This window comes from Flagellimonas okinawensis (assembly GCF_029194005.1).
GTDB classification, from domain to species: Bacteria; Bacteroidota; Bacteroidia; order Flavobacteriales; family Flavobacteriaceae; genus Flagellimonas; species Flagellimonas okinawensis.
In genome coordinates this window covers 160,394-173,344 of sequence record NZ_JARFVA010000001.1, presented here as the reverse complement: position 1 = coordinate 173,344, position 12,951 = coordinate 160,394, and the positions used below count along the sequence as shown (strand labels likewise).

Below are 12,951 nucleotides of genomic sequence, written 5' to 3'. Positions count from 1 at the left end.
CAAATTCAACCCAATTAAAAATAAAAAACCGCCCCAACGATATTCGCAGGGGCGGTTTTAATTTTTCAGGAGAAATCCAATTACTGCACTATGCTGTTCAGTTTTTGTACCTGCGCATCAAAAGCTTTTAGGGTGGTGGCCAATACCCCAATTTGTTCCTGTGCTTCTTTCCATTCCTTCTGTTCAATGGCCTCGCGCACGCCTGGAAGTGTTTTTACCCCATACCCGGTGTAAAATCCAGGGGCATAGATCTGGTGCTTAAACCAATCCCTGCGGGGAAGTCCCTTATCCTGTAACAATACCTGCTCCATGCCCATCAACTCTTGGTTCAGTTGTGCCTTTTTGGAGGCGGACAAAGCAAGTACATCTGCCTTGGAAAAGGTGGCTATACTTTTCTTTAGGTCAGCAACCACATTTTGGATAGGCGAGAAGTCCAAATACGGAACTTCGGCCTCCATTTTTGCGGGAGCTATCGGTTTTTTGGGATCCATCACCAATCCGTAGGTATCCGCTTTAACCAGTTTGTTGTGTTTTTCAACTTCGGCACGCATGCTTTCCAAGGTTTTCATCACCTCGCCCAAATAGGTTTCGATAGTGCTGTGCCATTGTGTCAATTCAAACGGCAATACCTCGGCATTTGCCAAACGCAAAGAAATACGTCCGGCCGTGTTGGCCAAAGCTACACCATAGTCAAACCCAGGATCTTTAAAACGGGTGTAGTGGGAGTAGGTGTCGTAAATGGTGTGGTATTCTCCGCCACGACCTTCACCACCGTAGCCCAAGTTCAACGAGGCAATACCGGTGTGCTGTATAAATGGCGTATAATCCGAACCTGAACCCAATGCGGACAATTTAAAAGAGTTGTCCCCTCCACGGATCACATTGGCCGCTTTGCGACGCTCTGCCACCGAAACTCCTTTTTGTGGGTCGGTTACTACGTTGGCCACTTGGCTTACCATAGCTTGTAGGGAGTGGGAACCTCCTGCTCCTAAATAGCCACGGCTGTTTCCATCGGTATTAATGTAGGCCACCGCCTTTTCTTTCAATTCTGGAATGTGGTCCTCTACCCATTCGGTGGAACCGATCAGTCCGGGCTCTTCGGCATCCCAAGCACAGTACACCAAGGTACGTTTGGGTTTGTGTCCTTCTTTGGCCAATTTGGCCACTACACGGGCTTCTTCCATTAAGGCTACCATACCACTTACAGGGTCACTGGCACCGTGTACCCAAGCATCGTGGTGGTTTCCACGGATGACCCATTCGTCTGGGAATTCGTCACCTTCCCATGTAGCGATCAAGTTATGGGCAGGTTTCAATTGCCAGTCAAACTCTAATTTTAAATGCACTTTTGCAGGTCCAGGACCAATATGATAGGTGATGGGCAATCCACCTCTCCAATTTTCCGGAGCTACAGGGCCTTCCAAAGCGGCCAACAAAGGTTGTGCATCTTCGTAGGAAATTGGTAAAACAGGAATTTTGGTAATGGTCGGAGCCTCTTCACGATCCAAACGCTTCGCGTCTTTGGTGGCGGCATAACCAGGAGTTAATACATCACCAGGATATAACGGCATATCCATTACGGAACCACGCTGTACACCAGTTTTGTTCTTGTACGGACCTTTTGGGTACACATCGCCTTGGTAATACCCATCATCCATAGGATCGGAATAGATAATACAACCAATGGCACCTTTTTCGGCGGCCAGTTTTGGTTTAATACCTCTCCAAGAACCTTGGTACTTGGCAATAACGATCTTACCTTTTACATCGATGCCCAATTTTTCGAGCTGTTCGTAATCGCTTGGGATTCCATAGTTTACAAATACCAAATCGGCCTCTACATCACCATCGGTGGAGAAAGCATTGTAGCTGGGCAACAATTTGTCACCTTGTGCGGTGTACGGGTCACCCTCCACTGGGATAGCTTCCAAAGAAGCGGTGTACTTGGTCGGAGCTGTTAATTCCAGCACGCGGACCTTAGGGTAAGGGAAAAGCACGTGGTACGTATCGATCTTGGTTTTGTATCCCCAAGATTTAAATTGCTTTTCCATCCATTTTACGTTCTTTTCGCCATATTCGGTACCAACCCAGTGTGGCTCTGCCACCATGAGTTTCATCCATTGGTCCAAATTTTCGGAGGAAAGTTGTTTTTCGTATGCAGCTTCGAGTTGGGTCTGTGCTTCCGAAGCTTTTTCACTGAACCCAATTATTTTGTCCTGGGCCGAGACACTGACTACTCCCAAAAGGAGGAGCAGAGGTAATAATTTATTTTTCATTGTTTTGAATTAGCTCCCTAAATTTAAGGGTTTGTTTGAAGGTAATGAAGTAAAAAGGACAGAAGTGATGACAAATTTTCAAAGAATTTACATTTTCTTTGAAAAACCACCTGTAAATTGATAAACAACCAATAACCATAAACCAACCATCTCATGGCGCCACGTAGAAAATTCTTAAAACAAGGTACAGCGGCAATGCTGTCGTTACCGTTCATTTCATTTGATCCCAAGAAAGATTGGTCCATTACCTCACTACAAACCAAGGCACCAAAAGATGAAGCGTATTGGGCCATGGTGCGCAAACAATTTCCATTGAAAGAGGGTCAGACCTATTTTAATAATGGAACCATGGGGCCGACTCCCGGTTATGTGCTGGATAAAATGTTCGACCATATGATGCACTGGAACGTAGAGGCCGCAACGGTGGACTATAAGAACGGGTCTGGACCAGAATTGCTGACCGGATATTTCCCGTATGAAGAGCTGCGCACCAAATTGGGCAAGATCATTAATTGTGATTTTAAGGAAATCTCACTGACACAAAATGCCACCTTTGGTATGAACTACGTGGGGATGGGCCTCGATCTAAAAGAAGGGGACGAGCTGCTGAATACCAACCAAGAGCACGGCGGCGGTTTTGGTGCTTGGCAATTGTTGGCCAAACGCAAAGGCTGTGTGTACAAACAGGCCACTATGCCTGAACCTGCGAACGACCCACAAGAAATTATCGATGCTATTTTTAAAGAAGTCACTCCAAAAACCAAGGTCATTGCGATTCCGCATATCATTTCCGGTTTTGGAACGGTAATGCCGGTAAAAGAAATCTGTACCGAAGCGAAAAAACGGGGCATTTTCACCATTTTGGATGGCGCACAATGTGTAGGGCAGATTCCCGTAGATGTGAAGGATATTGGGTGTGATGCCTATTATTCCAGTCTGCACAAATGGTTACTGGCACCTTCGGGCAGTGGGTTGCTGTATATCAATAAAGATGTGGTGGGCGATATTTGGACGACCATTGCGAGCTACAATTGGGACAATCAAGATGACCATGGTTTCCGCTTGATGCAAAACGGAACGGGCAATGCCGGCCTAATGGCAGGGTATGAGGCGGCCGTGGATTTTTTCAATACAATTGGTCATGATGTGTGGTTAAGCCGAGTGAAGGAACTGGGCAAATATTTGCGCGATGGCCTCAAGGAAATGGGGCATGTCACTTTATACTCCTCCACCAACGAGGATATGGCGGCGGGAATCACCACCTATGGTGTGGATGGTATGTCCGGACCGGAACTACAAAAATATATGTGGGAGAAGGAGCGCTTGCAGCCACGCTCGGTAGGCAGTGAAATGTTGCGCCATTCCGTACATATTTATAATTCCAAAGAAGAAATAGATAGAGCTTTGAAACTTATAAAAGGCCTATCATAAATTAGTTAGTTATGAAATCGAGGACCCTATTTTTAGCTTTGTTGATTTGCAGCGTGACAATCGCACAAACCAAAGATATTTTTCAGAATGTAACTGAACTGGTAAAGGAGACCCAGCGGGTCATTTCAGTTGAAAAAGGACAAGTTATCGATACGGCCTATTTCAGAACCCTGTTTTTACCCACAGCACATTTCAGCATGGTAGGCCAAGAGGACGGCGTATTTATGCAAGAGACCATGGGACTCGATGAATTTTTGGAAACACTTACCGATGATTATTACTCCATGGGATATCACGAAGAAGGCATGGGTGAAATTGTGGAAGAATTTAACGGTATAGCTCAGGTAATTCAAAGTTTTGAGGGTGTGGACTCTGAAAATGAAACAGGGAAGGGTGTAAATAGCTATCAGTTGGTGTATTCCAATGGGCGTTGGTGGATTGCCAATATGGTTTGGTCCATGAGCAGTGACAACGGAAAGGATATTCCGAAAAAATACTTAAACGAAAACCAATAGTTGTAATCGATTCGTTATTAGTATCTTTCCCCTAACCATTAACAAAACAACTTCTGTTTTTTGAAAAGCAAACTCAATATTTGGTTATTGGTCAGCTTTCTTATTGCTGGCATGCTATCTCTTTGGCTCTATATAAAATTAACTCACTATGTGGGTGATATTTCCTATGATAGTGCTATTGATTCTCCCGAGTTTAAAGTTTGTGGCGAATACAGGACTTCACAGTATTACCAGACTGGAACCTATTATCAGGGAGGTAAAAAAGCCATAAAAAAACAGTTATGGTCCAAGGTAAACGCAGACGGATTGCCACCCAATGGATTGTTTACCGTTCGGTTTGTGGTGAATTGCCATGGAGAAACAGGGCTATTTAGAGCCACTATGACCGATCCTGATGTAAAACGTATAGAAGTACCACAAGAAACATCAAAACACTTTGCCGATTTGATCTCTGGACTTGAGGGTTGGGTGCCCGGAAAAATTCAGGGGGAACCCTTGGATAGTTATATCCAGATTGTCTTTAAAGTGGAAAATGGTAACATCACAGATATTTTTTAGCCTATGAAGATGTTTCTTAAAATCATAAAAATCATCCTCGCGTCCCTATTTACAGTTTACATTGGATTGGTAGCCTATGAATTGGTTTTTCAGCCTAAGGAAAAACGTTTCAATATTGCGGCGGGAGTACAAGGGAATGGTTTGTCGCAGGCCATGTTCGAGATTCTTAATTGGCAGCATCCCAAGTATTCCGAAGCCTTCTTTGAGCGCTCTGTACCGTTTAACAAAAATGGGGATTATGCCACGGGGTTTTATTATTTGAATCATGCCGTTGAACTCAATCCTTTGGAGCATCTTGGGTACCGCGGATACATGAAACTTCGTTTTCTACGTAATTATAAAGCTGCTTTGGCGGATTTTGATCGCCTAGATGCCATGACTCCTGATGTGGTGGATGCACCATGGGGTGAGGATATCGATTTTTTGCGCGGAGAGGCTTATTATGGTATGGGGAAATATGCTGGCCATACCCTATTTTAAGCGTAGTATTAGCAATCAGGGTGCCGATTGGGCGGATGTACAAACTTTTGTGTACCAAGGCTTATGTTATTACCAGTTAGGTGAATACGAAGAGGCAATATCCTCTCATGAAAATGGTCTTGCCCAATATGACACCACTTGCGAAGCTTATTTTGGTTTGGCGCAAGTGTATTTAAAGTTGGGGGATACCATCCAGGCAAAATATAATCTGTCAAAAGCGCAAGAGACCATTGGTTACAAATACAATGATGTTTACAAGGAATACTTAAATGAAATTTATCAGGAGGATCTGGATGCCTTGTCAAAGATTTTAAATTAAAAAAGGCGCACCCAACGGTGCGCCTTTTACTTTTTACAGAAGTTTTATCTTATTGTTTCATGCCGGGAACTCCTTCTGGTTTTTTAGTTTGCCAGTGAAAGGATTCTGCTTTCTTCTCAACAGGAGCCACTTCATCAAGCGTATCGGCATCATATACCTTTCCATTTTTAATAATATGGGTGAGTGTATTGGTGTTGCGGATATCTTCCAATGGGTTTTTATCCAAAATCAGAATATCGGCCAATTTGCCTTCCTCTATACTACCTAGGTCACCATCCAATCCAAGGGATTCAGCACCTAGAATGGTAGCCACCTTAAGCGCGTCCATGTTATCCATGCCACCACTTGCCACAGACCAAAGTTCCCAATGGTAACCTAATCCTTGAAGCTGCCCATGGCTTCCAACGCCACCAAGACCATCGGCCTCAACCAAATCTTTCATAAACTCCGCGTGCTTGGGGAAGATATGCTCTTCGGGCATAAACCAAGCGCCTCTTCTTCGTGATTTCTGCGCCAACTCTTCGTAAGGTGTGAAGTATTGTAGCTTTTTATCGTGATAAGGTTGTTCCGTGGCATAGTAGTAGTTCTCTGCCCATGGCCCCCCATAGGACACCAAAAGGGTAGGGGTGACCGCCATTTGGGATTCGGCAACCGATTGTACCACATCTTTGTAAATAGGATAAATGGGAAAGGAGTGCTCATGACCGGGATATCCATCCAATAATTGGGTCATGTTCAGTTTAAAATCCAATCCACCTTCCGTGGTAGGCATCAATTCCAGTTCTTTGGCCGCCATGATGATCCATTGTCTCATTTGACGGTTTCCAACCAAATACATTTTTATGCTTTTGGTATCGTAGTACTCACTATACTGTTTTAGCACTTCTTTGGCGTGTTCCAACGATTTGATTTTATAAGACCAGTAACCTACACCGGGTCCAGTGCTGTATACACGGGGGCCATGCATCATGCCGGCATCCACCATATCGGAATAGGTCAAAACATCGGTAGTGGCCGTTTGCGGGTCACGGGTAGTAGTAACCCCATAGGCCAAATTGGCCGAATAGATCCAAATCTGGTTTTTATGGATTCCCCAATTGGGCCACATATGGGCGTGAGTATCTACAAAACCAGGAGTAATGGTCTTGCCAGTGGCATCAATTTCTACCGTCCCTTTTGGAATTTCCAAAGAACCCGATGTTCCCACAGCCTTAATACGGTTGTTCTCGATCAGGATGTCACCATTTTCAATAACTTCATCATTTTTCATGGTTATGACCCTTGCACCTTTGAGCAGTATGGTTCCTTCCGGAATATCCTTGGTATAATAGACCTTTACCTTTAGTTCTTTGGCCGTATAACCTTTATCCTCTTCTTTATCTTTCTCCTCATCATCCTTGTCCTCTTCCTTGTCATCATCTTTTTCCTCCGACTTTAGCTTTTCCATTTCCTTCTTGGCGGTGGCCACGCTATCGGCATAAGCTTTTGCGGCAGGGATGTTATAAATAAAATGACTCGCTCCAAGGGACCAGTGTACATCTTTGCTGTTTCCGGCCCATGCAGGAAACTCTCCGCCCAAAACAGTCAGCTTCATTGCCGGAAAAGCCGCTTTTTCCGCATCTGCCACTGATATTTTAGGTGTTTTCCCATACTTTGGGATAGTTACGGTGTAAATGTCATTGTTGATTTTTGCCAATGCCGTTGTACCATCCGGTGATATTTTAATTTCTGAGGGTGATGATGATTTATCCTCAGGTGCCTGATATTGTTCAGAACCCGGTAAAATACTATGCCCTCCATTTTTGTCGTGGAAACCAAAAGATGAAGACCCAAAGGTGGTGATGCCACTTAACTTTAGGTGTTCTTTTTGATCGGTTCCGTCCCAGCGAATGGATAGCAAATCCTTTCCTTTACTTAAGTAAATACGATTGTCCACTTTGGTAAAATGAGGGTTGGTGCGTCCTTCGGCTTTGTCGATAATATTGATTTTGCCTCCGTCTGCGGATATCCAAGCCAAATCTTCCTGAGCACCACTGGCCCTAGGCCCAATGGCATCTCTATAGACTTGGGCAGAACCTTTGGTAAATACAATTCGGTTGCCGGTGTAAGACCAAGCCGGGTTACTGTAAATGGCTGCTTCTTCCGTTAATTTTTCAACTCTACCACGTCCATTTGCGTTTACTTTGTACAAATGGCCGCTGTCCGTTTCCCACGTGGAAAAAACAATTTGCTCACCATCTGGCGACCAAGCAGGTTGGGCTTCTGTAAAATCGTTATTTGTTAAACGCTTTGGGCTTCCGTCAGGTAAATCCATTACGTACAACCTATTCAAAGCAGTGAAAGCCAATTTAGAGCCATCCGGAGATGGTACACCATCACGGATCTGTGTCACCAAAGCCTCAGGTGTGTCTTTAATGGGGTATTTAAACTTAAGCTGAGGACCAAGTTCTAGGTTCACATCCACTTCAAAAGGAATTTCCGAAGCGGTATTGGTCGCTAAATTGATGCTGAATATTTTACCACCATAACTGGCCACTACATTTTTACTATCTGGAGTAAAGGCCATTGCTGGCAATACACCCAATGGAGCTATGGATTCCTGTTCATCTCGCTGCACGGGATAAGCCAACCAACGCTCATCACCATTTTCAAGATTGCGTAAAACCAAGCCCGTTTCTGTTTCAAAACGGCTGCCATAAACCAACCATTTACCATCGGGTGAAAGGGTGGGTGTAAAAGCAGAACCGTAACGGGATGTAATTGTGGTGACACCCCCATCCTCGGTATCATAGGTACCCAACTGATACTGTGGTAGCTGGGCATTGTAATTCCAAGACCTCATTCTGCTGGAAAAATAAATTAGCTTGCCATCGGGAGAAAACTCTGGGTCTATCGTCTTAAGATTTTCCGGTTTATCGATGAGCTGTGCTCCGCCGCCACCATTTTTATGGTACATGTGCAATTTTATATTCCTGCGGCCTCTTGCTCCTACAATGTATTCGCCATCAGGACTCCAATCGGCAGAGAAGAAGTTTTGATTGTTGTCCTTGGTAATCTGTTTGGTTTCTTTGGACTCCAATTCCATTGTCCAGATATTATCAGAACTACTTTTATCAGAAATAAAAACAATGGATTTCCCATCCGGACTGTACCTTGGGTGGACATCGTAGGCCATTCCCTCCGTGATTTTGGATGCTTTACCACCTTGAATTGGAATGGTGTAGAGGTCGCCCATCATATCAAAAATGATGGTTTCACCATTGGGATGCACGTCTAAGGACAGCCAAGTACCCTCTTTTGCTGTAAAGGAAACGGTTCTTTCTGGTTCCAAAGGAAGTTCTTTGGTCGCTTTTTTGGTAGTGTCGGATTCTTTCTCCTTGCTTTGGGCAAAAAGGGAGAATACACTTAAAAACATGGCCAAGGCCATTAGGAAGTGATTTCTTTTCATTTAGTTAGTTTATTGATGACTTAAGCAAACAAGGTATGAAAAATTGAGATAGCGATTTGGATGTCAATAGAGGAAGGTTATAACAAACCATTAAAAGTCATCTAAGGGATTTTAATAAAAAATGCCTGCTTGTTAAAAGGGCTTGAATTTTTTGGGGTAAATTAAGGGAATTCCGTAAAAGCCGCTGGAACAATAGTCCGAATACCTTTTTTGCAACGTAGGTATTATGGACCATCAGCTAAATAATATCTCCACATGATACAGCCCTTTACCAAATGGCTATTTCCATTATTGTTTTTATTTGCCATATCTCTTTCATTCGGTCAGCAGAGAAAATCGTATGAAGGCCCTTTAAAGGTTGGACCTTATAAAGGAAAGGCCAATTACCAATACACCATTATTGATTTGGATACGGTCTACGACGGTGATTTTCTACTTCAAAAATCCAATCTGGAAACTTTAATGCAAAATGAGGATGCAACCTTCCGTTTTGCTGGATATTTTGACAAAGGAATTGCAAACGGACCTTGGGAGTTTCAGTTTGGAGAGTTCCAGACAAGTAGCCAAAGTAGGGTAGTGGATAACGAATATCGCGTAATGGTCAGTGGCGTTCAAGAAACTGGCGAAGGCAATCTTGTAAACGGAAAACCGGATGGCGAATGGACTTATACCATCAATCAGATAAAGGACTCGGAAATTGAGAAAATTCTATTCAAGAGCCACTTCACTTTTGATAGCGGCGTGCCCCAACAAAATTTTCAAATTGAGAATGACAGCAGTGTCCTTGTCGGAAGATTTCTTAGAGATGGCCTAGCCCATGATGAATGGTCGTATTATGGTACAGAAACGGTGGAGGATATCGAAAACTGGTTTTTTGATGATGGTCTGTTACGGACCGTACAAGTAAAGTCTGATAGGGTTTCCAAAGAAATTTCAATTTTCGACAAGAATGCCCCCCAATACAAAACCATACAATTGGATGATCGCTTTTTATCGCTTTTAACTGCGGTAATGGAAGACAATGTGCACAAGAGTCATATTGCTGGCTTGTTGGCACAAAACCTCGGTTATTATCAAAAAATAAACAGCGTTCTCACTCATTTGGACTCTAAGGGTTTTGCCAATGATACTCAAGTAAAAGTGCCCTTTTACCCATTGGATTCAACCCAAATCCAAACTTTGGAACAAATAGTGGCCGATTATAAAGTTGCTGCTGAAATAGGCAATTCCATACTAAAAAATAGTCACCTTAACATAGTTAAACGTACAGACCAAGAAGCTTATTTCTTTTATAATGTTGCGGAGAAAATAAACAAGGATTTTCTGGGGCCCTTAGGTAAATTGGTCGGTTATCAAAATGATGACGTTCTACAGTTCCAAGATATTTCAACCGTAATGCAGCGATTATGGCCAAACGGAAAGCCACCCAAAGACATCAAAGTAAAATCAAATGAAGCAGGAGACATAAGAACCTTTAGCCTACCGAGTTCCGAAGAGTTCGGATATGACGGGAACGATCTACTGTCAGTAGCAGCTATGGGCACATATGCCAAAATGAGTTTGGAATATATCAAAGGGTCTCTTTCTTCGAGGCTTACCAACGAGGAACAGTTGCAAATCTTAAATGGTATCGAGGAGGAACTTATAGCCATTAACGACAATTTGGAACAACATGTTGATTCCATTTCCCATCTTCCGAATGGATATGTAGCAGCGTTGGAGCAACTTCAAAAATTGGCGGATAGTTCCTTGACAATGTATGCGGACATTAAAAACCCCCAAGAAAAACTGGCGTATGGCAACGAGGCAAAATTGTGCCTTTCCCAATTGGATTCTTTGGCACAAACCATCAAAGGAATTCCAGCGCAAAAGGAACACATAAAAAAAGAATATACCGATGCTGTTTGGAATCCATTTATGGCCAATGTAATGGCCGAGGAAGTAAAAAAACGAATAGTCGGTGCTTATGAGAATGTTCTGATTCCTTATTTCCTAAATGTAGCTACCGAAGAATTGACCTGTGGCAATGTGGGCCAGTTGAACGAACAGATTGTTGATACCCACCAAAAACTATTGGAACTGAGATATAAGGATACCAAGAAACTGGAACGAAAGCTACGTCGCGAAAAACGGCCTATTGAAGTTTTAAAACTGCTGAATCAGCATTCAAATACTAAAAACCAATAGGCATGAGCATGAGGAATAACAGTAGTAGTCTTTTGGTAGTAGTTTTATTGACCTTTGGTTTATTTGGCACTCTTAAGGCCCAGGAATCTGAACCGGAAGTATTACCGGAAACATCGCAATATAAAGACCCCAAGACCAAAGTGTGGTTCAACACTTATGGAAACATTAGGATAGGTAAGCGCTTTTTTTGGGACGCTCAGACCCATTTTAGATTCGAGGAGACCAAAAACACCCCTTTTATGGGGCAGATCGGTCAAATTTATAATCGACATGCCATTGGATATATTATTTCCAAAAAAACCAATGTGAGTTTGGGTGGTGTGGTTCGTATCAATTTTAATACGGATGAAGAATCAGAAGATAGGAATATGGTTCCCGAATGGCGTATTTGGCACCAATACCAATTTGCAATGCCATTTTATTCGGCCATGCTCTATCATCGTATCCGAATAGAACATCGATGGACCCAAGGTTTTGCGGAGGACAGTGAATATATTTTCAGGAATCGATGGCGTTATATGTTCCGGGCCAAAATACCATTGAACGATACCAAGTTGCAGCCAAAGACCTTTTATGTTTCTCCAGAGGCGGAACTTATTATGCAAAGTGGAAAAGAGGTGGTGGCCAGCCCTATGGAAGATCTTCGGTTAACCACAACCATAGGATATATTGCAACCCCAAGATTGACCTTTGCGGCGGGTGTAATGTATTCCCAAGGACAGGAAAGGTACAATGGTGGATATTATCAACAGAATTGGACATTACGTTTCCATGTATACTTTTCTCCAGATTTTAGGAGGGTTAAAAATAAACTCCCGGACATCCATTTAACAGATTGATTCGTATTTAATTATGAACCCAGCTAGTAACGCATGACTTTTAAAAAATACGCTCCATTTATCTTCTTATTTCTTTTGGCCGCCGGAATGCTGTTCTTTATTTCAAAATCCAATCAATTGAGTAAGGAACTGGCACAAATAAAAGAAGAGAACAAAATCAACTCGAATAAGGTAGTAGCCTACGAAAAATTGGCAGAAATCGATTCATTGCTGTTGCAAGGTGAATATGATAGTGCAATTGAGTCCTATCATGCCTCGATGAATGCAGATAAGGAGAATCAAATGATTGTTCCACTGAGAATTGCACTGGCCGAAAAGTTGAAGGGCAACCAAATAAAAACCCAACCCATTAAGGATAGTGTAAAAACCGAACAGGACAACTTGCCACCATCTGATTGGTCCGAAGAAGTTGCTGTTAGAAAATATGACTCCATCAATTTTTCCTTGGAGAAAGCCAAAGTTCAATTGGCAAGATTGAAAAAACAGTTACAACAAAAATCCTTTGGAGAATACTTGACCTTTACGAGCAAAAAAGGAAATCAGTTACATTACATTGGACAGGTAAAAGAGGGTAAGGCACATGGATTTGGAGTGGCACTACTAGACACCGGAAGCAGGTACGAAGGAGAGTGGAGGAACAATCAACGACATGGAGAAGGTACATTTTATTGGGCAGATGGAGAATATTACGTCGGTAGCTATGAAAATGACAAGCGCAACGGTTTTGGAACCTATTATTGGCCCAATGGTGAAAAGTATACCGGAGAGTGGGAAAATGATAAACGAAGTGGTGCCGGTAAATTCTACGATTCCAATGGAGACGTTGTCGCAGGTGGAGAATGGGACGATGATAAACTAGTGGAACTCAACGAAAAATAGCATATTTTAAATTTCTTCT

At 42.9% G+C, this 12,951-nt stretch carries 10 protein-coding genes; 8 read left to right on the top strand and 2 right to left on the bottom strand.

All coding sequences use genetic code 11. The annotated features are described in order from the left end of the window. Window positions 1–80: 80 nt before the first annotated feature. Window positions 81–2,276, bottom strand: coding sequence for a transferrin receptor-like dimerization domain-containing protein (locus PY091_RS00845; RefSeq protein ID WP_275647857.1), 2,196 nt, complete (start codon window positions 2,274–2,276; stop codon window positions 81–83). 153 nt (window positions 2,277–2,429) lie between these two features. Here PY091_RS00845 and PY091_RS00840 point away from each other — a divergent pair, with 153 nt between their 5' ends. From PY091_RS00840 to PY091_RS00820, 5 genes are read left to right on the top strand one after another with little or no spacing between them, the layout of a single operon-like run. Continuing rightward, window positions 2,430–3,707 (top strand): aminotransferase class V-fold PLP-dependent enzyme, encoded by a 1,278-nt coding sequence (locus PY091_RS00840; protein ID WP_275647856.1) that lies wholly within the window; start codon window positions 2,430–2,432, stop codon window positions 3,705–3,707. 11 nt (window positions 3,708–3,718) lie between these two features. Beyond that, window positions 3,719–4,222 carry a hypothetical protein gene (locus PY091_RS00835; RefSeq protein ID WP_275647855.1) on the top strand — a complete coding sequence of 168 codons (504 nt, stop codon included), beginning with the start codon at window positions 3,719–3,721 and terminating at the stop codon, window positions 4,220–4,222. A gap of 60 nt (window positions 4,223–4,282) precedes the next feature. Continuing rightward, a complete protein-coding gene (locus tag PY091_RS00830) occupies window positions 4,283–4,780 on the top strand; it encodes a hypothetical protein (RefSeq protein WP_275647854.1) in 498 nt (165 codons plus the stop codon). A 3-nt stretch (window positions 4,781–4,783) separates the two neighbouring features. Beyond that, complete coding sequence (locus tag PY091_RS00825) at window positions 4,784–5,260, top strand: tetratricopeptide repeat protein (RefSeq protein ID WP_275647853.1); 477 nt, start codon at window positions 4,784–4,786, stop codon at window positions 5,258–5,260. Further along, window positions 5,238–5,579, top strand: coding sequence for a tetratricopeptide repeat protein (locus tag PY091_RS00820; RefSeq protein ID WP_275647852.1), 342 nt, complete (start codon window positions 5,238–5,240; stop codon window positions 5,577–5,579). The genes PY091_RS00825 and PY091_RS00820 overlap by 23 nt, the downstream gene beginning before the upstream one ends. Window positions 5,580–5,628: 49 nt before the next feature. Here the strand turns inward: PY091_RS00820 and PY091_RS00815 are convergent, their stop codons facing one another. Continuing rightward, a complete protein-coding gene (locus PY091_RS00815) occupies window positions 5,629–9,027 on the bottom strand; it encodes an amidohydrolase family protein (RefSeq protein WP_275647851.1) in 3,399 nt (1,132 codons plus the stop codon). Between the two features lie 255 nt (window positions 9,028–9,282). Here PY091_RS00815 and PY091_RS00810 point away from each other — a divergent pair, with 255 nt between their 5' ends. The 3 genes from PY091_RS00810 to PY091_RS00800 are packed head-to-tail and all read left to right on the top strand — an operon-like array spanning window position 9,283 to window position 12,932. Continuing rightward, the gene (locus PY091_RS00810; RefSeq protein ID WP_275647850.1) at window positions 9,283–11,214 is read left to right on the top strand and encodes a hypothetical protein; all 1,932 of its coding nucleotides are present in this window, start codon (window positions 9,283–9,285) and stop codon (window positions 11,212–11,214) included. 2 nt (window positions 11,215–11,216) lie between these two features. After that, window positions 11,217–12,053, top strand: a complete 837-nt coding sequence (locus tag PY091_RS00805) for a DUF2490 domain-containing protein (protein ID WP_275647849.1) — start codon at window positions 11,217–11,219, stop codon at window positions 12,051–12,053. 33 nt (window positions 12,054–12,086) lie between these two features. Then, window positions 12,087–12,932 carry an MORN repeat-containing protein gene (locus PY091_RS00800; protein WP_275647848.1) on the top strand — a complete coding sequence of 282 codons (846 nt, stop codon included), beginning with the start codon at window positions 12,087–12,089 and terminating at the stop codon, window positions 12,930–12,932. The last annotated feature ends 19 nt before the right edge of the window (window positions 12,933–12,951 follow it).